The sequence below is a fragment of the Thiohalobacter sp. IOR34 genome (genome assembly GCF_030406045.1).
In the GTDB taxonomy this organism is placed as follows: domain Bacteria; phylum Pseudomonadota; class Gammaproteobacteria; order Thiohalobacterales; family Thiohalobacteraceae.
The window spans coordinates 1,753,354-1,775,422 of sequence record NZ_CP128988.1 but is presented as its reverse complement, the minus strand read 5'-3'; the positions used below and the strand labels follow the sequence as shown (position 1 = coordinate 1,775,422).

Below are 22,069 nucleotides of genomic sequence, written 5' to 3'. Positions count from 1 at the left end.
ATGGCCGGATTCCCTGTCCAACCCAAAACCGCGGAAAGCCTCCCGTCATGACCCGACCGCTATTGACCGTCAGCAATCTCAGCATGCAGCTCGGCGAGGGACCGTCTGCCATTCGCGCCGTGGATGATGTCAGTTTCGAGATCCACCGCGGCGAGACCTTCGCCCTGCTCGGGGAATCCGGTTGCGGCAAGTCGATGACCGCGCTATCCATCATGCGCCTGTTGCCGGAACCGGCCGGGCGCATCGTCGGCGGCCGTGTCGAGCTGGAGGGCGAGGATCTGCTGGGGTTGCCGGAGATGGCCATGCGCGGGGTGCGCGGTGGCCGCATCGCGATGATCTTCCAGGAGCCGATGACCTCGCTCAACCCGGTGCTGACCGTTGGCCAGCAGATCGGCGAGACCCTGGCCCGGCACCGGGGCCTGTCCGGCGCGGCACAGCGGGGGCGGATCCTCGAGCTGCTCGATGCGGTCGGCATTCCCGACCCGGCCCGCCGGGCCGGAGAGTATCCCCACCAGCTGTCGGGCGGCATGAAACAGCGGGTGATGATCGCCATTGCCCTGGCCGGCGAGCCCGACCTGCTGATCGCCGACGAGCCGACCACGGCACTGGACGTGACCATCCAGGCACAGGTGCTGGAACTGCTGCAGCGTCTGCAGCAGGACACCGGCATGGCCATGCTGCTGATCACCCATGACCTGGGTGTGGTGGCGGACCGGGTCGACCGCCTGGCGGTGATGTATGCCGGGCAGATCGTCGAGCAGGCGCCCTGCGCCGACTTCTTCCGCGAACCCCGCCACCCATACAGCCGCAAGTTGTTCGAGGCCCTGCCCGACATGAGCAAGCGCGACCGGCCATTGACCCAGATTCCGGGCACGGTGCCGCCCCTCGACCAGATCTTCGATCACTGCCGATTCGCGCCACGCTGCGACCGGGCCTGGCCGCCCTGCCGCGAGCGACTGCCGGGTTGGTTCGAGCCGACACCGGGACACGAGGTGCGTTGTCATCTGTACGATCCGGAACTCTCGCCCCCGGCGGCCGCGGCCAGGACGGTCGAGGCGCCGCGGCAGACGGGGACGGCGCCGGCGGCGGGCGCCCCCCTGTTGCAGGTCGAGGGGCTCAAGGTGCACTTCCCGATTCACAAGGGTGTCTTCAAGCGGGTGGTGGGCCAGGTCCACGCGGTCGATGGCGTCGATCTGCAGATCGCTGCCGGCCAGACCCTGGCGCTGGTCGGCGAGTCCGGTTGCGGCAAGACCACGGTGGGCAAGGCCATCCTCCAGCTGATCCGTCCCACGGCGGGCAGCGTGCGCTTCGCGGATGTCGAGCTGACCCGGCTGCGCGGCAAGGCGCTGCGTCGCCGCCGGCGCGATTTCCAGATCATCTTTCAGGATCCCTTCTCGTCCATGAATCCGCGGATGATGATCGGCGACATCATCGAGGAGGGCATGCTGGCCCAGGGCATCGGCGGTGACCGCGCCGCCCGCCGGGCGCGGGTGGCGCAGCTGCTGGAGCAGGTCGGGCTGCGTCCGGGGCAGATCAGCCGCTATCCGCACGAGTTCTCCGGTGGTCAGCGACAGCGCATCTGCATCGCCCGTGCCCTGGCAGTCGATCCGCAACTGGTGGTCTGCGACGAGCCGACCAGCGCCCTCGACGTCTCGGTGCAGGCGCAGATCCTCAACCTGCTCAAGCAGCTGCAGAACGATCTGGGGCTGTCCTATCTGTTCATCACCCACAACCTGTCGGTGGTGGCCTATCTTGCCGACCGGGTGGCGGTGATGTACCTGGGGCGGATCGTCGAGGAGGGGCCGGTGGAGGCGGTGCTGAACCGCCCGGCCCATCCCTATACCGAGGCCCTGCTGTCGGCCGTTCCCCGGCTCGATGCCGACGGCCAGCGTGAGATCATTCGTCTGCAGGGGGACCTGCCCTCGCCGGTCGAGCCGCCGCCCGGTTGTCATTTCCACCCACGCTGCCCCCGGGCCACCGAGGCCTGCAGCCGCGAGTATCCGGAAGCGGTGTCCGTGGGTGACGGGCACTGGGTGAAATGCCTTCTGCAGCGTCGTTGAACGGTTGATCGCCTGGCGCCAGAGGGGTTGTCAGGGATTTTGACACCCGGTTGCCAGGCTTGGTTGTGTCTATGGGCAGGAGAAATCAAGATAATTCATACAGATATGCTGGATATCTGGTGTTTTTCAACGAGATTGGAGCGCAACCTGCAGCAAATCTGTCGGGCAGGTTTACAGAATGGTCTTCGGTCTTTTTTCATCCGCTTCATAACTCATTGTTACTAAAGCAGAGCCCACGACTGGCAGACAAATTGCTTGGCAGCAAGGCGCATGCACTATAATTCCGCTCCATCCAAGGCATGGAGCGCGGGGGAGTCATCAAAAATGAATCGAACCAAAGGAAACATCATCCTGGCATGGTTGGGCGGGCTGGCCCTCCTGTGCCTGACCGCTGGCGCCCAGGCGGCGCCCCTGAATCTCGTCACCAGCTGGCCGGATATCCAGGCCAATGATCTGGACGTCAGCTATACCGCGGCGACCGGCAGCCTGAGCGTGCAGCCGTCGGTGACCTTGCTGATGGATTACAGTCAGGATGGCACGGCGTTCACCGCGATCAGCAATCCCGGCCTGAGTCTGAGCGCGACCGTCGATGCCAGCGGCAGCCTGAGCGGCGGCAGCTTCAGCATCAGCGGTGACGGCACGACGCTGCTGAGCGGTACGCTGCTGGATTTCGGCTATGCCACGCTTGAGGGCTTCGCCACCTTCGAGTTTCTGCTCAACGTGGATGGCGGTACCCTGGCCAGTGACTATGGCAGCCGGGCGGGCATGATCCTCGGCGGCCTGGCGCAGGGTTTCAGCGGGGATTTCAGCCAAGATTTCGCGATCAACGGCATGATGGGCGATACCAAGATGGTGGTGCCGGTGCCGGCGGCCCTGTGGCTGTTCGGCTCCGGTCTGCTGGGACTGGTTGGCGTGATGCGACGTTCGGCAGGCTGAATTTTTCAACACCCAAGGGCGGCACGGGTTGACCGTGACCGAAACGAGAACTGTGATGGCTAGCGATGTGCATGGGTCCAGGGAGAAGGACATGAACAGACAAAGGCTGGGATCTTTTCTGACGGCCGGCCTGCTGGCGGCGGGGCTGTGGGCTGCACCCGTGGGTGCGACGCTGCTGGGTGTCTCGCCGGGCGAGCCGACCGCAATCTACGGCAGCCTGCGGGGCGAGGGGCTGAACTTCGATGCGGCCAGCGGGTCGCTGACGGCCAGCGGTACGCCTCTGGCCATGGTCTTCGGCGGCACCCCGGTGCGCTTCGGCCCCGGGGCTGCCTTGTCCCTGGGTTTCCGGCTGGACAACATGGGGCAGGTCACCGGCGGGCGTGTCGGCAACGACTTCGAACTGCTGGGTCGGCTGGACCTGGATGGGGATGGCACCCCCGAGTACAGCGGGATGCTGCTCAGCGGCGAGATCCTGAAATTCGGCTACCTCGACCTCACGGCTACCATCGATGCCATGGACTTCCTGTTCAGCCCCACCGGCGGGGCGTTGGCCGGTGATTTCGCCCACAGCAGTATCGCAGTCAGCATGTTGCTGGAGAATTCCACTTTTGCCGGCAGTTTTGCCAGCGATTTCAGCAGCAGCCGGATCAAGGGCAAGGTCGGGCCTGGCGGTCTGCCGCCGCAGCGCCTTCCCGAGCCGGCCACCTTCTGGCTGCTGGCGGCCGGCTTGCCGCTGTTGAGCCGCCGTCACCGCTGAGCGACCGCGCCGGCTACAGCGGCTCCCCACCCTACACCGCCGAACGGGTTGACCGGTCGGCGGTTTTTTTCGTTTCGAAGGCGATTGCGGCGGCATCGTCCAATCGCCTTCGGTCGCGCTCAGACCCTTCCACCGGTTGTACCTAGCCCGGATATTGCACCAAGGATTCGATGCTCAGGGCGAAGCTGGCAAAGCAGGCTGGCCGATCATGCGCGCCCGCGGATATTGTCCAATCGCGGCCTGGAGGCCGCTCCTACGGGGCGTGGCGGCACAATATTATGTTGTAGGAGCGGCCTCCAGGCCGCGATATCCGGAGTCAATCGAACAGGCACAAACTGTAACAGGGCACAATTGCTCGCATGGGGAATTACTGCCTTGATAACTACCGGAAAAATTCCGCATTCAAGGCCGCCTTGGTGGAATATGCGGGCTCGCCCGGCCGGGACGGGTGACGACGCCGTTCAGCTGCTGCCGGATTGGCGGGTGACGTCGATGTAGAGGGTCAGGCGCTGACCAGGTTGCAGGTATTTCTGGCCGCCGAGCTTGTTCCAGCGGCGCAGGTCGGCGATGGAGATGCGGAAGCGCTGCGAGATGCGGGCCAGGGAATCCCCCTTGCGCACCCGGTAGCTGATGCGCTGCAGGGCCTGGCCGGGATGCCGGGCGGTGGATGGGGCGGCGTGGCGGGTCCAGACCACCAGTTTCTGCCCCACACGCAGGGTGTCGCCGGGTGCCATGCCATTCCAGGCCGCGAGCTGGCGCACGCCGACGCGGTACTTGCGGGACAGATCCCAGAGGGTATCGCCGGGGCGCACCCGGTGGGTCTGCCGCTGTCCCTGGCGGCTGCGGGCCTGCAGGGCCTGTTGGCGGCCGGCTGCGCTCAGCCGGTAGTCACTGAGCCTGCGCTGGGCCAGCGGGATCAGCAGGTGCTGGCCGGCGCGGATGCGATGGCCGCTCAGCGCGTTGACCTCGCTGAGCAGGGCCGCCGTGGTGTGATAGCGGCGGGCGATATGGCTCAGGGTCTCACCGCGGGCGACCTGGTGACGCGACCAGCGGATACGGCGATCTGCCGGCAGGGCTGCCAGGGCGGTGCGGAAGTCTTCGGCGTTCTCCACCGGCAGGGCCAGGCGGTGGGGACCCTCGGGGTCGGTGGCCCAGCGGTTGAAGCCGGGGTTGAGGCGGTACAGCCGGTCCAGGTCGATGCCCGCCAGCTCGGCGGCCAGGGCCAGATCGATCTGTCCTCCGGTCTCGACCTCGACCAGTTGCGGGGCGGCCTCCAGCGGCGGCAGTTCCAGGCCGAAGCGATCGGGCGATTCGACCAGTTGCCGCAGGGCGAGCAGCTTGGGCACGTAGTCGCGGGTCTCGCTCGGCAGCTGCAGCGACCAGAAATCGGTCGCCTTGCCGGCCTTGCGGTTGCGGCGCAGCGCGCGGGCCACGGTTCCTTCGCCGGAATTGTAGGCGGCCAGGGCCAGCATCCAGTCGCCGTCCAGATGGTCGTGCAGGTAGTCGAGGTAGTCGAGGGCGGCGCGGGTCGAGTCGATCAGGTCGCGCCGGCCGTCGTACCACCAGTTCTGCTTCAGCCCGAAACGCCGGCCGGTGGCAGGGATGAACTGCCAGAGGCCGGCGGCGCGGCCATGGGAATAGGCGAAGGGGTTGAAGCCGCTCTCCACGATGGGCAGCAGGGCGATCTCGGTCGGCATGTCACGACGCTGCACCTCCCGCAGGATCCAGCCAAGGTAGGGGCGGCCTCGATTCAGCACCCGGGGGAGGTAATCGGGATGACGCTGGAACCAGCGCAGGTGGGCCTGGATCCGGGGCTGGTCCTCCAGCGGCAGGGCGAAGCCGGTGCGCATCGACGTCCAGAGATCCTTCGCGGCCGGCCCGCCCGTCGGACTCCCGTCGTCCGTCATGGTCCCGGCAGATGGGGGTGGCGCTGAGGCCGGGCGCTGGGGGCTGATGTTCTCCTCGGGCGGCTGCCCGACGGGGGCCGGGATCGTGGTCGACGCAGTGGCCAGCAGCGGGGATGGCGTTTCCACCGACGGTTCGCGCAACGGGCAGCCGGCCAGCAGCAGACAACCGGCGGCCAGTAAAATCACATTGTTTATCAATGAGGTTCTTGTCATTGTTGGTCCAGCCCGGGGAGGATCGGCGTGATCCTGACAGCTCCTTTCGACAGGGTCAACCGAGGCTGTCACAAGCCGGGTGCCGGTGCCGGCTTTCAGGTATCATGGCCAGCCCATGAGGAGGCGAAGTTCAGCCCCGGGTGCAAGCGCCTGTCAGGGTGACGTGATGCAGGAAATGCGCCAGTGGTACAGCACACCGCTCGGTCAGGCCCTGGAGGCCGAGGAACTGGCCGCCCTGCGCGAGTGTCTCCTCACCCTGTTCGGTTACCATCTGCTGCTGGTCAATGCCCCTTGGGCGGCCGATCCGCTCGATGCCAGCCGGATCCCCCACCGGATCCGGCTGGGCCATTCCGTCGACAGCGATGGCCCTTGCGGTCTGGTGGGGCGCCCGGAGCAGCTGCCCCTGCTGTCCGACAGTCTGGATGCCATCGTTCTGCCGCATGTGCTGGAACTCTCGGCGGATCCCCACCAGGTGCTGCGCGAGGTCGACCGTTGTCTGATCCCCGAAGGGCATGTGCTGATCCTTGGCTTCAATCCGCTGGGAAGCTGGGGGCTGCGGCGGCTGTTCGGTGGCTGGCGTGGTTCCGCCCCCTGGTGCGGCCGCTTCATCGGTGTCGGCCGATTGCGTGACTGGCTGGCGCTGCTCGGCTTCGACACCCTGGAGGTGCGGCCACTGTGCTTCCAGCCGCCGCTGCAGCATCCCGTGCTGCTGCGCCATGGTCGTTTCCTGGAGCGACTGGCGGCCCGTGGCTGGCCATTGCCGGCGGCGGCCTACCTGCTGCTGGCGCGCAAGCGGGTGATCGGCATGACGCCGCTGCGGCCGCGTTGGCGGCCGCGGCGCAGCCTGCTGTCACCGGGCGTGATCGAACCGACACAGAGGAGTCCGCGTTGAAGGACAAGGTGGTGGAGATCTTTACCGACGGTGCCTGCCGGGGCAATCCCGGGCCGGGTGGCTGGGGCGTGGTGTTGCGCTACGACGGCCATGAGAAGGAGCTGTATGGCGCCGAGGCCGATACCACCAACAACCGCATGGAGCTGATCGCGGCCATCCGCGGGCTGGAGGCACTGAAGCGGGCCTGCCCGGTGCGGTTGACCACGGATTCGAAGTATGTGCAGAAGGGCATCACCGAGTGGCTGCCCAACTGGAAAAAGCGCAACTGGAAGACCGCGTCGCGCCAGCCGGTGAAGAATGCCGATCTCTGGCGGCGCCTGGACGAACTGGCATCCCGGCACCGGGTGCAGTGGCACTGGGTGAAGGGCCATGCCGGCCATCCGGAGAACGAACGCGCCGATCAGCTTGCCAACCGCGGCATCGACGAACTGCTGCGGGGCTAGGAACGGCCGAGGAGGATACATGCGACAGATCGTGCTGGATACCGAGACCACCGGCCTGGAGCCGGCCCAGGGACACCGGATCATCGAGATCGGCTGCGTCGAGCTGGTCAACCGGCGCCTCAGCGGGCGGACCTTTCACCAGTATCTGCAGCCGGACCGTGAGATTGACGAGGGTGCCGTCGAGGTACATGGCATCACCAATGCCTTCCTCGCCGACAAGCCGCGTTTTGCGGACATCGTCGAGGACTTCATCGACTTCGTGCGTGGCGCCGAACTGGTGATCCACAATGCCCCCTTCGATGTCGGCTTTCTGAACAGCGAGCTGCAGCGGCTGGGCGGCGACTGGGGGACGGTCGAGGACCATTGTGGCGTGCTCGATACCCTGGCGCTGGCGCGGCGTCTGCATCCGGGGCAGAAGAACAACCTCGATGCCCTGTGTCGCCGCTATGCGGTGGACAATTCCAACCGCGAGCTGCATGGGGCGCTGCTCGACGCCGAGATCCTGGCCGATGTCTACCTGTGCATGACCGGCGGCCAGGTGGCGTTGTCGCTGGACGCTTCAACCGGCGAGGCGGGCGGCCAGGAACGGGGTCAGGCGATCCGCCGCCTGGATCCGGCGCGGCCGCCGCTGCCGGTACTGCGTCCCGACGGCGATGAGCTGGCGGCCCACGAGGCACGGCTGGAGGCCCTGGATAAGGCGGCCGGCGGGTCCTGCCTGTGGCGCCGGCTGGAGACCGGCGTTTCTGGGAACTGAACGATTTCAGCGAGCGGGCGGCCGGTCGCTATGGTGAGGGACAGTTGGCGCATTGAATAAGGAAGAGCTGAATCCATGTTGAAACCAGAGGATGCCAGGATCGCCATCGTCGGCCTGGGTTATGTCGGTCTGCCCCTGGCCGTGGAATTCGGCCGCCAGTTGCCCACCGTGGGCTTCGACGTCAATCCGGCGCGGATTGCCGAACTCAGGGCCGGACGTGACAGTACCCTGGAAGTGAGCGAGGCCGAGCTGGCGGCAGCCCGCCATCTCCGGTTCAGCGACCAGCGTGGGGATATCGCCGACTGCAATGTCTATATCGCCACCGTGCCGACACCCATCGACAAGGCCCGCCGCCCCGATCTGCGGCCACTGGAGAGCGCCAGCCGGACCATCGGCCAGGTACTGGCACCCGGTGACGTGGCGATCTTCGAGTCGACCGTCTATCCCGGGGCCACCGAGGAGGTCTGTGTGCCGATCATGGAGGCCGAGTCGGGGCTGGTGTACAACCGCGACTTCTTCGTCGGCTACAGCCCGGAGCGCATCAATCCGGGCGACAAGGCGCACCGGGTGACCAATATCCTCAAGGTGACTTCCGGCTCGACAGCGGAGACGGCGGACTTCGTCGATGCCCTCTACCAGCGGGTGATCACGGCCGGCACCCACAAGGCGAGCAGCATCCGTGTCGCCGAGGCGGCCAAGGTGATCGAGAACACCCAGCGCGACGTCAACATCGCCCTGGTCAACGAACTGGCGCTGATCTTCGACCGCCTGGGCATCGATACCGAGGAGGTGTTGAAGGCGGCCGGCACCAAATGGAATTTTCTGCCCTTCCGTCCCGGGCTGGTCGGCGGGCACTGCATTGGCGTCGACCCCTATTACCTGACCCACAAGGCCCAGGAGATCGGCTATCACCCGGAAGTGATCCTCGCCGGGCGGCGCATCAACGACGGCATGGGCGCGCACGTCGCCGAGCGGGTGGTGAAGCTGATGACCCGCCGCCGCCTGCCGGTCGCCGACGCCAATGTCCTGGTGCTGGGCCTGACCTTCAAGGAGAACTGCCCGGATCTGCGCAATACCCGGGTGGTGGACGTGATCGAGGAACTGCGCGGTTACCACGCCAATGTCGAGGTCTACGATCCCTGGGTCGATGCCGAGGAGGCGCAGGCGGAGTACGGCATCCGTCCGCTGGCCGAGCCCGAGCCGGGGCGCTATGACGCCATCATCCTGGCCGTGGCGCACCGGCAGTTCGCGGACATGGGGGTGGCGGGCATCCGCGCCCTCGGCAAGCCGGGCTCCGTGCTGTTCGATGTGAAATACCTGCTGCCCGCCGACCAGGTCGACGAGCGGCTCTGAGACCTGCAAGATCAAAACGACTGAGACGGGAAGGGAAACGTAAATGAAGGTTCTGATAACGGGATCGGCGGGCTTCATCGGCTCCGCGCTGGCGCTGCGCCTGCTGGAGCGGGGCGACGAGGTGGTCGGCATCGACAACCTCAATGATTATTACGACGTCAACCTGAAGCAGGCGCGCCTGGCACGCACCCTGGAGCACCCCGGCTACAGCGACGTGCGACTCGATCTCGAGGATCGCGAAGGGGTGGCGCGGGTCTTCGCCGAACACGAGCCGCAGCGGGTGGTCAATCTGGCCGCCCAGGCGGGGGTGCGCTACTCGCTGGAGAACCCCCACGCCTACGTCGACACCAACCTGGTCGGCTTCGTCAACATCCTCGAGGGATGCCGCCACAACGGGGTCGAGCACCTGGTCTATGCCTCCAGCAGCTCGGTCTACGGCTCCAACACCCGCATGCCCTTCTCGGTTCACCACAACGTCGATCATCCAGTGAGCCTGTATGCCGCCTCCAAGAAGGCCAATGAGCTGATGGCGCACACCTACAGCCACCTGTTCCGTCTGCCCACCACCGGTCTGCGTTTCTTCACCGTTTATGGACCCTGGGGGCGGCCGGACATGGCGCTGTTCCTGTTCACCCGCAAGATCCTCGCCGGTGAGCCGATCGATGTCTTCAACTATGGCAGGCACCGCCGTGACTTCACCTACATCGACGACATCGTCGAGGGCGTGATCCGGGTGCTGGACCGCATCCCCGAACCGAATCCGGACTGGGACAGCGATGCCCCGGATTCGGCCACCAGCAATGCCCCCTACCGGCTGTACAACATCGGCAACAACGAGCCGGTGGAGCTGCTGCACTACATCGAGGTGCTGGAGGACTGTCTGGGCCGCAAGGCGCAGATGAACATGCTGCCTCTGCAGCCGGGTGACGTCCCCGACACCTATGCCGACGTGTCGGATCTGGTACGCGACGTGGGCTACAAGCCGGCGACCACCGTGGAGGAGGGGGTGGCGCGCTTCGTCGACTGGTACCGCGACTATCACCGGGTCTGAGGCCGGTCGCGGCAGCCAGATGGTCAAGTCGTTGCTCGATCTGCTCGAGGAACCGGCCTTCGCCGAGGGCGAGTTCTGGCAGCGTCGCCGGTATGGGCCCAATCAGGTTCTGTTCCGTGAGGGCGAGCCGGGCAGCGAGCTGTTCGTGCTGCTGGCCGGCGCGGTGCGGGTCACCGGTGACCTGGACCTGGAGGCGGGACGGCACATTCATCCGGGGGTCTGCGACCTCCAGGCGGGTGCGGTGTTCGGCGAGGTGGTGCTGTTCGATGCCGGCCCGCGTTCCGCCACCGTGACCACCCTGGAGGCCTCGGAGGTGGCAGTGATCGACGGTGATCGCCTGTTGGCCTTCTTCGAGCGCCATCCCGAGATCGGCTACCCCGTGTTGCGTCAGTTGATGGCAGTGATGGTGCAGCGCCTGCGACAGACCAACAAGAAGGTTCTCGCCCTGCTGGCCTGGGGCCTCAAGGTCCACGACATCGACCAGCATCTGTGAGCCCCCCTGCCGGTCGTGACCGGCATGCGCCCCCTTGTAAGCATTTTCTTAACCGGCCTGTAGGCAAAAGCCGCTATCCTTGCCGCTGGGCTTCTCATGCCGTGGCAGGCGCCATAGTATTGACATGTTATTGGCACGGCCTATTCAGTTGCCGGGTTAATAGCTTTGCGCCTTACCCACATCAGGGCCAGGTCGGACAGCAAGCCCCAAGACAGGAACAGGGACACCGAAAACGACTGCATGGCCACGATACGCATCTTCCGCCACTATATTCCGACCGCCTTCCTGCTGCTGGGCCTGCTGGAGGGCGTGGTCTTCGTGCTCGCCTTCTACGCCGGTGTCGAGGTCCGCTTCTGGAATGCCGATCCTGCCACCATCGAGAAGGTGCAGCCGCTGCTGCCCAAGGCCCTGGTCTACGCCCTGGCGCTGCTGCTCAGCATGGCCGGCATGGGCCTCTACGAGCGGCGCACCCGCGACGGTTTCGAGGGTATCCTGCTGCGGGTCATCGCCAGTCTGGCCCTCAGCCTCATCCCCCTGGCCCTGATCTTCTACATTGCTCCGAGCTTCTATCTGGGCCGCGGTGCCCTGGCCATCTCCTATTCGCTGGCGTTGATCGGCTCGGTGCTGCTGCGGGTGATGTTCATGCGCCTCGGCGACCAGGAGGCCCTGAAGAAACGGGTGCTGATACTCGGTACCGGTGAGCGGGCGGCGATGATCCGCCGCTACCGGCGCAGCAGCGATCTGCGCGGTATCCGCGTCGTCGGCTATGTGCGGATGGGCGACAAGGACGTGGTGGAGCCGGAGCGGATCCTGGAGCTCGACCAGCCGCTGTCAGAATACGTCACCGAGCACGACATCGACGAGCTGGTAGTGGCCGTGGACGACCGGCGTCGGGCGCTGCCGGTGCAGGAGCTGCTCGATTGCAAGATGAACGGCAAGGACGTCATCGACCTGCTCACCTTCTTCGAACGGGAGATGGGCAAGATCAAGCTGGATATCCTCGACCCCAGCTGGCTGTACCTGTCGGACGGTTTCCGCCAGGGGGCCACCCGCACCTACGTCAAACGCGGCTTCGACATCCTGATGAGCCTGCTGATGCTGCCCTTCATGCTGCCGCTGATGGGCCTGGTGGCGATTGCCATCCTGGTCGAGAGCGGCGGCCAGGGACCGGTACTCTATCGCCAGGTGCGGGTGGGTGCCCACGGCCGCCCCTTCCGGATCATCAAGTTCCGCAGCATGCGGGTCGACGCCGAGAAGGATGGTGCCCGTTGGGCCGAGCAGAACGACGACCGGGTGACCCGGGTGGGTGCCGTGATCCGCAAGGTGCGTCTGGATGAGCTGCCGCAGCTGTTCAATGTCCTCAAGGGGGAGATGAGTTTCGTCGGTCCCCGTCCGGAGCGGCCCGAGTTCGTCGAGCAGCTGGCGAAGAGCATCCCCTATTTCGAGGAACGGCACCGCGTCAAGCCGGGTCTGACCGGCTGGGCCCAGATCAGCTACCAGTACGGTTCCTCGGAAGAGGATGCCTTCGAGAAGCAGCAGTACGACCTGTATTACGTCAAGAACTACAGTCTGCTGCTCGATCTGCTGATTCTGCTGGAGACGGTGGAGGTGGTGCTGCTGGGCAAGGGGGCCCACTGAGCGTCGCGTCTGGCAGCAGTGGTTGTAATTGATTACCCTAGGGTATGTCTGATCAAATCTGGTTATTAGTAACCCGGCAAGACGCCAAGAAAAGCTTCATGAATTCAATAAATGGCGACTTGGCGGCCATGCCAATTGATCAAGGTTTCCCTGGGTTCTACCGCGGCCCACGCGGGTTTCTGCCGAGCCGGGCAGGTACCCGGGCCGCCCCGGCTGCGCGGCTGGCTGCATGGTGTATTGCGGGGAATGGCAGCTGCAGGAGTAGCTAGTTTCGTGTTGGACGCCCGGACCGAGATCGTCAACGCTACCACCATCAGCCACGGCCTGGGAGCGCTGTTCTTCCTCGTTCTCGGCCTGTTGCTGGCGACCAGCTGGAAGGGGCGCATGCAGGGCGGGCTGCTGGTGGCTGCGGTCTCGGCCAGCACCCTGTGGGCGCTGCTGGTGGCCTGGTTCGCCTACAGCGGCAGCGGTCGGGGCCTGGTCTCGCTAGCAGAGGCCGCGCGCTATGCGGCCTGGTATGCCTTTCTGGTCGGCATACTGCGGACCCAACCGGCGGGTGCCCGCCTGTTCGGGCCACGCAGTCCCCGGCTGCTGCTCGGCTATGGGCTCTGTCTGCTGCTCGGTCTGTTGCCGCTGCTTCCCGAATCCCTGTTTGCCCCGCTGGCCGGCAAGCCCTTCTTTGCCGGCTATCTGGCCCTCTCCCTGGGCGGGCTGTGGTTCGTCGAGAACCTGTTCCGCAATACCCGCCCCGATCAGCGCTGGGCAATCAAGTTCCTCTGTTTCGGGCTGGGCGGCATGTTCAGCTACGATTTCTTCCTCTATTCCCATGCCGTGCTGTTCGGTTACCTGGACAGCGAGCTGTGGGCCGCGCGGGGGCTGGTCAACGCCCTGGTGGTGCCCCTGATCGCTGTCTCCACGGCACGCAACCCGGACTGGTCGCTGGATGTCTTCGTCTCCCGGCGGATGGTGTTCCACACCGCCACCCTGGTGGCCGCCGGCGGCTACCTGCTGGCGATGGCCGCCGCCGGCTACTACCTGCGCAGTTTCGGCGGCGAATGGGGCAGTCTGCTGCAGATCGCCTTCTTCTTTGCTGCCTTGCTGTTGCTGGTCCTGCTGCTGTTCTCCGGTCATATGCGGGCCCGGCTCAAGGTCTTCCTCAACAAGCATTTCTTCAACTACCGCTACGATTACCGCGAGGAATGGCTGCGCTTCACCCGCACCCTGGGCGGCTGCCGCAAGGAGCGTGCCCCGCGGGAGTGCGTGATCCGCGCCACCGCGACCATCGTCGACAGCGCCGGCGGGGTGCTGTGGATGCGTGAGCGGGGCGGCGCGCGTTATCTGCCGGTAGCCCACTGGAACATGCCGCAGCCGGCCGAGGCCGAGGAGGCGGCGGATGGTGCCCTGGTCAGTTTTCTGCGTGAGCGCGGCTGGGTGGTCGAGATTCCGGAATTTTCCCGTAATCCCGAGTTGTATGAGGGGCTGGAATTGCCCGCCTGGCTGGAGGCCCTGGACGATGCCTGGCTGGTCGTGCCCCTGCTGGATGCCGAGGAGCTGATCGGTTTCATCCTGCTGCAGCAGCCGCTGGCGCCGGTGCAGGTCGACTGGGAGGTGCTCGACCTGTTGAAGACGGCGGCCTGCCAGGCGGCCATCTATCTCGGTCAGTACGAGGCCCTGGAGGCGTTGGCCGAGGCGCGGCAGTTCGAGGGTTTCCACCGCCTTTCCGCCTACATCCTTCATGACCTGAAGAACATCATTGCCCAGCAGTCGCTGATCACTCGCAACGCTGCCCGGCACCGGGACAATCCGGCCTTTATCGACGATGCGCTGGGCGTGATGTCGCATTCGGTGGGCAAGATGGAACGGCTGCTGGGCCTGCTGCGCAGCGGCATGGCCAACAAGCGCCCGGTGCCGGTCGATCTGGTGCTGCTGGTGACCGAGGTCTGCGAGGAGCTGGCCGCGGCCCAGCCGGTTCCATGCTTTCGCTCCGACGAGGCGCAGGCGCTGGTGATGGCCGACCGCGACCGGATGCGCGCAGCGATTCGCAATATGGTGCAGAATGCACAGCAGGCCACCGCTGCCAGCGGCCGGGTCGATGTCCGGCTGTCGCGGAAGGAGAGTAGAATAGAGATCGTGGTCGAGGATACGGGTAGCGGCATGGACGCGGAATTCGTCCGCGAACGGCTGTTCCGGCCATTCGATACCACCAAGGGGGATACCGGGATGGGAATCGGTGCCTATGAGACGCGCGAACTGGTGCGCTCGATGGGCGGCGATGTGGAGGTGGTCAGTCGCCCCGGCGAGGGCACGCGCTTCGCGGTCTGGCTGCCGGCCCCGGATCTCGATCAGGAAGAGTGGGAAGAACGGATCACGCAGGTGGAAGGGTGAGCGCAAGAAAGAAGACCTTGCTGGTGGTGGAGGACGACCCGGGGCTGCAGAGTGCCCTCAAATGGTCATTCGACGATTTCGAGGTGGTTACCGCGGAGGACCGGGAGACGGCCCTGGCCCAGCTACGGCGCCATGAGCCACAGGTGGTCACCCTGGATCTCGGCCTGCCGCCGGATCCGGGGGGTGCCAGCGAGGGCCTGGCCACCCTGCATGACATCCTCGAGGCCAGGCCGCACACCAAGGTCATCGTCGTGACCGGCAACAACGACAACGAGAATGCGGTCACCGCCGTGGCCGAGGGCGCCTTCCTGTTCTGCCAGAAGCCGGTCGATCCGCAGCTGCTGAGTTTCATCGTCGATCGTGCCTGGCAGCTCTATGAACTGGAGGAGGAGAACCGCTCCCTGGGCAGCGCCCAGAGCATCGAGCCCCTGAAGGGCATCATCGCCACCAGCCGGCAGATGCTCGATGCCTGTCACATGGTGGAGAAGGTGGCGCCCACCGACGCCAGTGTCCTAGTGCTGGGCGAAAGTGGCACCGGCAAGGAGCTGTTCGCCCGGGCCCTGCACGAACTCAGTCCGCGCCACAAGGGACCCTGGGTGGCGATCAACTGCGCCGCGATTCCGGAAAACCTGCTGGAAAGTGAACTCTTCGGTTACGAGAAGGGAGCCTTCACCGGCGCCACCAAGACCACACCGGGCAACGTCGAGTGCGCCGATGGCGGTACCCTGTTCCTCGATGAGGTGGGCGATCTGCCATTGCCGTTGCAGGCCAAGCTGCTGCGCTTTCTGCAGGAACGGGTGGTGGTACGGGTCGGCGGCCGCAAGGAGATACCTGTCGACGTGCGGGTGGTCTGTGCCACCCATCGGCAGCTCATGGAACGGATTGCGAGCGGGGAGTTCCGTGAGGATCTCTACTACCGGATCAGCGAGTTCAGCATCCAGATTCCGCCGTTGCGTGATCGGGAAGGCGAGGTGGTGGTGCTGGCCAGTCACTTTCTCGACAAGTTCTCGGCCCAGCTCAACAAGAAGGGATTGCGCTTCGGCCGCGAGGCACTGCGGGCGCTGGAGGCATATGACTGGCCGGGCAACGTGCGGGAGATGGAGAATCGCATCAAGCGGGCGGTGATCATGGCCGACGGCAAGTCGATCACGGCTCAGGATCTCGAGCTGGAGCCGGCGGACGGGGATCCCATGCCCTTCAACCTGCGCCAGGTGCGCGAGGAGGCCGAGAGCCGTGCCCTGCTGCGTGCCTACCGCCACATGGGCGGCAACGTCTCCCAGGCGGCCGAGCTGCTGGGCATCACCCGGCCGACCTTCTATGCCCTGGTCAAGAAATATCATCTCGACATTCAGCAAAAATAACGATTCGACCGGAATGCTGCCGGCATCACGGCAGACGGCGGTATGGCGTCTGCCCAAGAGGAGAGGAACATGGATAGGAAAATGACCCGGCTGGGCAGGGGGCTGCTGCTGGCATCCCTGATCGGCAGTGTATCCTTGCCGCTGCGGGCGGGTGAGGCAGAGGAATTCTACAGGGACGGCAAGGCGTATTTCGACAAGCGTGAATACCGTGCCGCCGCCATCGAGCTGAAGAACGCCTTGCGCGAGAACGGTAATCATGCCGCAGCGCGGGTGCTGCTCGGCGATACCTATCTGAAACTCGGCAACCTGCCGTCGGCGGAGAAGGAATACCGCCGCGCGCGTGAGCTCGGTGCACCGCGCGCCGACTGGCTGGTGTCCCTGGCCCGGTCGGTGGCCGCCCAGGGCCGGGCCCGGGAGGCGCTGGACCTGCTGCAGCTCGAGGCGGACGATTCGCCGGCGCTGCAGGCCGACATCCTTGCCCTGCGTGGCGAGGTCCATCTGCTCATGGGGCGCAACCTCGATGCCCGCGAGGCCTTCGACAAGGCCCTCGGCCTGCAGCCAGACAATGCCGCGGCCCTGGGCGGCAAGGCACGGCTGGCGATCCAGGAGAAACGTCCGGACGAGGCGCGGCAGCTGATCGATCGAGCCCTGGCCATCGATCCCGAGGAGACAGCGCTGCTCCTGCTGCGGGCCGACCTGGAACGCGGCGAGGGCGAGGTGGAACAGGCGCTCGTCTACTATGACCGCCTGCTCGCCCTGGAGCCACAGAATCTGCCGGCGCGGTTGGGCAAGATCGCGATCCTGCTGCAGCAGGAAGAGACCCAGGCCGCCGAGGCCGAATTCGATGCCATCGACAAGCGGCTGAAAGGCAACCCGGGCGTGGCCTACATGCGGGCCATCCTCGCCTATCAGAAGGGGCAGTATGCCGAGGCCAAGGCGGCCCTGCTCGATACCCTGAAGTTCATGCCGGACCATCTCGGGGCGGTGCTGATGATGGGCCAGCTCAGTGCCCGGGAGGGGGCCTACAACCAGGCGCTCGAGTACCTGGAGAAGTACCTTGCCGCGGATCCCGACAACCTTCAGGTGCGGATGCTGGTGGGCGAAATCGAGCTGCGTCAGGGACAGGCCGAGAAGGCACTGCGCACCCTGGAGCCGGGCCTGGCCCAGGCCGAGTCCAACGCCGAATACCTGGCGCTTCTCGGCTCGACCTACATGAGCCTGTCGCAGGCCGAGCGGGGTCTGCAACTGCTGGAGAAGGCCACCAGGCTGGCTCCGGACCTGAAGCAGCTGCGAGCCCGGCTGGCGCTGGGCCGGCTGGCGCTGGGTGACAGCCGCGAGGGCAGCGAGGAACTCAAGGCCCTGGCCGAGGAGAATGCCGACAACCTGGGGCTCGCATCCCTCTACGTCCTTTCCCTGCTCGAACAGCAGCGCTATGACGAGGCGGAGAAGGCCGCGATCGACATGGCCAAACGCCATGCCGACAGCCCGGCACCGCTGATCCTGGTCGGCGCCGCCTATATGGGAAAGGGGGAGGTGGAGAAGGCGCGCCAGCAGTTCGAGGCGGCACATCGCAAGGATCCCGCCTTCGCCAGTGCCATCATCAACCTGGCACGGGTTGACGAACTGCAGGGCGATTTGCAGGCCGCCGAGCGGCGTATCGCCAAGGCCGTGCAGGCACAGCCCGACAACGTGCAGCTGCTGATGGAGATGGCCCATCTGAAGGAAAGGAGCGGCGAGTCGGAGCAGGCCGGACGCCTGCTGGAAAAGGCCTACGAGAAATCCAGGCGGGGCATATCGCCGGCGCTGGCCCTGATCCGCCATCGCATCGCCCGCGGCCAGGCCGAACAGGCGCTGAGCCTGGCCGACGCCCTGTACAACAGCCATCCGGACAATCCCCTGGTGCGCCAGGCCCTGGCCGAGGCACAGCTCACTGCCGGGAACGAAGCCAATGCCCTCGCCACCCTGCGGTCGCTGCTGGAGAAGAAACCGGATTTCATCACTGCACGCCTGTTACTGGCCGACGTCCTGGCTCGACGCAAGGACTATGCGGCGGCGGCCACCGAATATCGACGACTGCTGGAGGAGAGACCCCAACTGGTCGATGTCAAGGTCAAACTCGGTGCCGTGGCCCTGGCACAGGGTGACCAGGACACTGCCGGACGCTTGGCCCGGGAATTGATCGACAGCGGCAGCCAGGCGATGGCCGGTTACAGCCTGCAGGGCGATATCGCCCTCAAGCAGCAGCGTTTCCAAGCGGCGCTGGAGGCCTATCGGCAGGCCTATGCGCTTCGGCCGAGCCCGAATCTTGCCATGGTGCAGTACCAGCTGCTCAGAAAGCTGCAGAAGCCGGAGGCCGCGCGCAAGGTTCTCGCCGACTGGCTGCAGCGCCAGCCGCGAGACATCGGTGTGCGGCTGACTCTGGCCAGTGATCTGCTGCAGGCCGGGCGGGAGCAGGAGGCGGCGCAGCAGTACGTGAAGGTGGTGGAGGTCCAGCCTGCGCAGCTCACCGCGCTCAACAATCTGGCCTGGCTGTATCGCGAGACGGATCGCAAGCAGGCCCTGGCATATGCCCGCAAGGCCTATGAGCTGGCTCCGGAGCGGGTCGAGGTGCTGGATACCTACGGCTGGCTGCAGGTGTTGGACGGCAAGACGCTGGACGGCATGCGCCTGATCAAGGATGCCCTGGTCAAGGCGCCGCACCAGGCCGACATCCGTTATCACCTGGCCTACGCGCTCGTCCGTCAGGGCGACAGCGCCCAGGCGCGACGCGAGCTGGAGCGTCTGCTGCGCGACAAACGGGACTTTCCCAGTCGCGAGGATGCGCGCCGGCTTCTGGATACGTTGAACTAGTCACGTGATCGTCGGGCAGTGGATGACAATCTGCCCCCAGGGAAAGGAAGGTGTTTTATGAGGTTGTCCAGGTGGGCCGCAGGCCTGTTGTTCGCTGGTCTGTCGCTGGTGGTTGCGGGCTGTTCCCAGGATGCCGGTCTGAATGATGCCGATTACGTGGAAAAGGCCAAGGTTTTCGAGGACAAGGGCGAGCTGCGCGCGGCCGTCATCCAGAGCAAGAACGCCTTGCGGATCAATCCCGAGAACATCGAGGCACGTTGGCTGCTGGGTCGGCTTCATCTTGGGCTTGGCAACGGTGCTGCGGCGGAAAAGGAGCTGCGCATGGCCGTCGAACTCGGTTTGCCACGGACCGAGGTGGCGGTGGCCCTGGCACGGGCGCTGTACATCCAGGGGGCCTACCGGCGGCTGATCGACGAGGCAGCGGGACTTCAGGGGCGGACGCCAGCGGATGCCGCCAGGCTGCTTGTCTTTAACGGACGGGCCCATCTGGCGCTGGGAGAACTCGATCAGGCGGAGGCCGCATTCCGCCAGGCCCTGGCTGCTCAGGCGGATAGCAGCGAGGCACGGCTCGGCTATGCCGAGCTGTATCTCAGGAAGCGGGACTTCGAGCAGGCGCGCAACTGGTTGCAGCAGGTTCAGGAAGCGGATGCAGACAACCCGAGGGTCTGGAAACTGCGGGGCGACATCGCCCTGGCAGAGGGACAGCCGGATGCCGCGCGCGAGGGGTATTCCCGTGCCCTGGAACTGCGCAAGGGCTACAAGGATGCGCAGCTCGGGCGGGCGCTGGCGTCGGTCCTGCTGAGGGATCTTGAGGCGGCGCAGGCGGACATGGACGAGTTGCTGAAGGTGGTGCCCAACCACTATCGCGTCCAGTTCGTCAACGGCCTGCTGAAGTTCTACAGACAGGACTATGCCGCTGCCTCGGCTGCCTTCGAGAAGGCCTTGCAGATCAAATCCTCCTATCCCCAGGCACGGTTCTATCTCGGTGCCAGCAAGCTCGCTGAACGCAACTGGCTGCAGGCCAAGTCGATCCTCGAGCAGGTGGTCGCCAATTACCCGGGGCATTTGCAGGCCCGCAAGATGCTCGCCACCGTCTACCTGCACGACCGTGCCTTCGACAAGGTGCTGAAGGTGCTGCAGCCAGTCGCGGAACTGGAACCGGACAATATCCAGGTTCTGGCCTCCCTGGCACTGGCCAGTCTGGAGCTCGGCGATTCGGAAACCGCCCTGGCCTACCTGCGGCGCAATGTTGAGCGTCACCCGGAGGATGCCAGGGTGCATGTGCAGCTGGGCCTGGCGTTGCTCAAGAGCGGCGATTTCGAACAGGGTATCGAGGTCCTGCAGCGGGCCGTCGGCCTGGAGGCGGAGACCGGCGTGCAGCCGTTCGAGGCGCTGATCTACAGCCTGCTTCAGGCCCAGCAGTTCGACCGTGCCAGTGAGACGGTGGCACGCCTGCTGGAAAAGAATCCGCAGGATGTCCGCCTGCTCAGCAGCGCTGGCATGATCTATGCCGCCCAGGGCAAGCTGGACCAGGCACGAGATCATTTCCTCAAGGCTCTGGAACGCCAGCCGGACAACCTGGCCCTGCTCAACAATCTGGCTGCGCTGGAGAAACTGGACGGTCGGGAGGAGGCGGCGATCGGCTATTACCAGCGTGCCCTGAAACAGCGGCCGGACCATCTGCCGACCTTGCTCAACCTGGCCCGTTTCGAATTCGGACGGGGGCACGGGGCGCAGGCAATCGCCTATCTGAACCGGGCGATCGAGGCAGAACCCGATGCCTTGGCACCCCGTCTGCTGCTTGCCCGGCACCTGCTGGATAGCGGACGAGCCGCCGATGCCGTCGCCCAGCTGCGTGTGGTGCAGGATAGGCATGAGTCGTCGGCCAGGCTGCTGGAACTGCTCGGCGATGCCCAGCTTGCGCTGGGGGAGCCCAACAATGCCGTGGCGACCTTCCAGCGCCTGGTGCAGCTCGAACCGGGACGCGCCGATTACCTGTACCTCCTGGCGCGGGCACGGGTTCTGCTGGCGCAGCTCGACGAGGCGAAACGCGTCCTGCAGCAGGCGCGGGCCATCGAACCCGATCACCTGCCCACCAATCTGCTGCTGGTTCGCATCCTGACCCAGGCAGGAGACAGGGCGGGGGCCGAGGCCATTCTCCGGCGGCTGCAGGCCGTGGCCGATCGTCCCGATGTGCTGGCCCTGCAGGGGTGGCTGGCCCGGCGCGAGGGCAAGATGGCCGAGGCGATCCGTGCCTATCGTCAGGCACTTGCCAAACGGCCGGATCGGGAGTGGACCAAGGCGTTGGCAAAGGTCCTGTACGATGCCGGCCAGGCTGACGAAGCCGACGAGCTGCTGGCTTCCTGGCTGAAGGCGTACCCCCGGGATCTCGACGTGAAGATGGCCCTGGCCAATCTCCACCTGTCCCGCGGCCGGGAGGATGCCGCTCGCGCCCTGTTCGAGGAGATCCTCGAACAGATGCCGGACAACCCCCTGGTGCTGAACAATCTGGCCTGGCTGAACCGCCACAGTGACCCCCGCCGCGGTCTGGCCTACGCAGAACAGGCAGTGGAACGGGCGGGCGACAACCCGGAGGTGCTCGACACCCATGGCATCCTGTTGCTCGATCAGGGTGAGACGGCGCGCGCCGTACGCCAGCTGAGGCGTGCCGTCGAGCTGGCACCCGAGCAGCCTGCCATCCGCTACCATCTGGCCCAGGCACTTGCCCGCCAGGGCGAGACGGCAGCGGCGCGCGAACTGCTCGATGCGCTGCTTTCCTCCGGTGAGGGGTTTGCCCAGCGCCAGGCGGCCCGGGCGCTGCGGGAGTCACTGGGGGACTGAGCGTCGTTCCCTTCCCGGCGATTACCGCTGTCTCAGCGCTGAAGCCAGCTCTGGCGGAGCGGCCCCGCTTCTTGTCAGCAATTTTTACATCATGGAAGGGGACGGAGTGGTGCGGGACGCAGCCCGGCCACCTGG

The 22,069-nt window shown here is 65.7% G+C and carries 15 protein-coding genes; 14 read left to right on the top strand and 1 reads right to left on the bottom strand.

The genetic code is table 11. The features are described 5' to 3' along the window. Positions 1-47 precede the first annotated feature (47 nt). The 3 genes from QVG61_RS08140 (at position 48) to QVG61_RS08130 (ending at position 3,753) form a co-directional block, all read left to right on the top strand. Positions 48-2,060 (top strand): ABC transporter ATP-binding protein, encoded by a 2,013-nt coding sequence (locus QVG61_RS08140; RefSeq protein ID WP_289930141.1) that lies wholly within the window; start codon positions 48-50, stop codon positions 2,058-2,060. A gap of 270 nt (positions 2,061-2,330) precedes the next feature. Continuing rightward, positions 2,331-2,996: a VPLPA-CTERM sorting domain-containing protein gene (locus QVG61_RS08135; RefSeq protein WP_289930140.1), complete on the top strand. Its 666-nt coding sequence runs from the start codon at positions 2,331-2,333 to the stop codon at positions 2,994-2,996. A 91-nt stretch (positions 2,997-3,087) separates the two neighbouring features. Further along, complete coding sequence (locus tag QVG61_RS08130; protein ID WP_289930139.1) at positions 3,088-3,753, top strand: hypothetical protein; 666 nt, start codon at positions 3,088-3,090, stop codon at positions 3,751-3,753. A gap of 461 nt (positions 3,754-4,214) precedes the next feature. Here QVG61_RS08130 and QVG61_RS08125 read toward each other — a convergent pair whose 3' ends face one another. Further along, the gene (locus QVG61_RS08125) at positions 4,215-5,603 is read right to left on the bottom strand and encodes a LysM peptidoglycan-binding domain-containing protein (RefSeq protein ID WP_289930138.1); all 1,389 of its coding nucleotides are present in this window, start codon (positions 5,601-5,603) and stop codon (positions 4,215-4,217) included. Between the two features lie 436 nt (positions 5,604-6,039). Here QVG61_RS08125 and QVG61_RS08120 point away from each other — a divergent pair, with 436 nt between their 5' ends. From QVG61_RS08120 to prsT (QVG61_RS08070), 11 genes are all read left to right on the top strand, one after another. Further along, positions 6,040-6,765, top strand: coding sequence for a methyltransferase domain-containing protein (locus QVG61_RS08120; RefSeq protein ID WP_289930137.1), 726 nt, complete (start codon positions 6,040-6,042; stop codon positions 6,763-6,765). Continuing rightward, entirely contained in the window at positions 6,762-7,208 is a 447-nt protein-coding gene (gene rnhA / locus QVG61_RS08115) for a ribonuclease HI (RefSeq protein WP_289930136.1), read from the top strand. Before QVG61_RS08120 ends, rnhA begins: the two co-directional genes overlap by 4 nt. 19 nt (positions 7,209-7,227) lie before the next feature. After that, positions 7,228-7,962 (top strand): DNA polymerase III subunit epsilon, encoded by a 735-nt coding sequence (gene dnaQ / locus QVG61_RS08110; RefSeq protein ID WP_289930135.1) that lies wholly within the window; start codon positions 7,228-7,230, stop codon positions 7,960-7,962. Between the two features lie 75 nt (positions 7,963-8,037). Further along, positions 8,038-9,315 carry a Vi polysaccharide biosynthesis UDP-N-acetylglucosamine C-6 dehydrogenase TviB gene (gene tviB / locus QVG61_RS08105; RefSeq protein WP_289930134.1) on the top strand — a complete coding sequence of 426 codons (1,278 nt, stop codon included), beginning with the start codon at positions 8,038-8,040 and terminating at the stop codon, positions 9,313-9,315. Positions 9,316-9,358: 43 nt separating this feature from the next. Then, the gene (locus QVG61_RS08100) at positions 9,359-10,366 is read left to right on the top strand and encodes an NAD-dependent epimerase (RefSeq protein WP_289930133.1); all 1,008 of its coding nucleotides are present in this window, start codon (positions 9,359-9,361) and stop codon (positions 10,364-10,366) included. A 19-nt stretch (positions 10,367-10,385) separates the two neighbouring features. After that, on the top strand, positions 10,386-10,859 hold the full coding sequence (locus QVG61_RS08095) for a cyclic nucleotide-binding domain-containing protein (RefSeq protein WP_289930132.1): 474 nt from the start codon (positions 10,386-10,388) through the stop codon (positions 10,857-10,859). A 240-nt stretch (positions 10,860-11,099) separates the two neighbouring features. After that, on the top strand, positions 11,100-12,497 hold the full coding sequence (locus QVG61_RS08090; protein ID WP_289930131.1) for a TIGR03013 family XrtA/PEP-CTERM system glycosyltransferase: 1,398 nt from the start codon (positions 11,100-11,102) through the stop codon (positions 12,495-12,497). A gap of 273 nt (positions 12,498-12,770) precedes the next feature. Next, positions 12,771-14,882 carry an XrtA/PEP-CTERM system histidine kinase PrsK gene (prsK, locus tag QVG61_RS08085; protein WP_289930130.1) on the top strand — a complete coding sequence of 704 codons (2,112 nt, stop codon included), beginning with the start codon at positions 12,771-12,773 and terminating at the stop codon, positions 14,880-14,882. Then, the gene (gene prsR / locus QVG61_RS08080; protein WP_289930129.1) at positions 14,879-16,243 is read left to right on the top strand and encodes a PEP-CTERM-box response regulator transcription factor; all 1,365 of its coding nucleotides are present in this window, start codon (positions 14,879-14,881) and stop codon (positions 16,241-16,243) included. The genes prsK and prsR overlap by 4 nt, the downstream gene beginning before the upstream one ends. 69 nt (positions 16,244-16,312) lie before the next feature. Further along, positions 16,313-19,093, top strand: a complete 2,781-nt coding sequence (gene prsT / locus QVG61_RS08075; RefSeq protein WP_289930128.1) for an XrtA/PEP-CTERM system TPR-repeat protein PrsT — start codon at positions 16,313-16,315, stop codon at positions 19,091-19,093. Positions 19,094-19,150: 57 nt separating this feature from the next. Beyond that, positions 19,151-21,934 (top strand): XrtA/PEP-CTERM system TPR-repeat protein PrsT, encoded by a 2,784-nt coding sequence (gene prsT / locus QVG61_RS08070; RefSeq protein ID WP_289930127.1) that lies wholly within the window; start codon positions 19,151-19,153, stop codon positions 21,932-21,934. Positions 21,935-22,069: the final 135 nt, after the last annotated feature.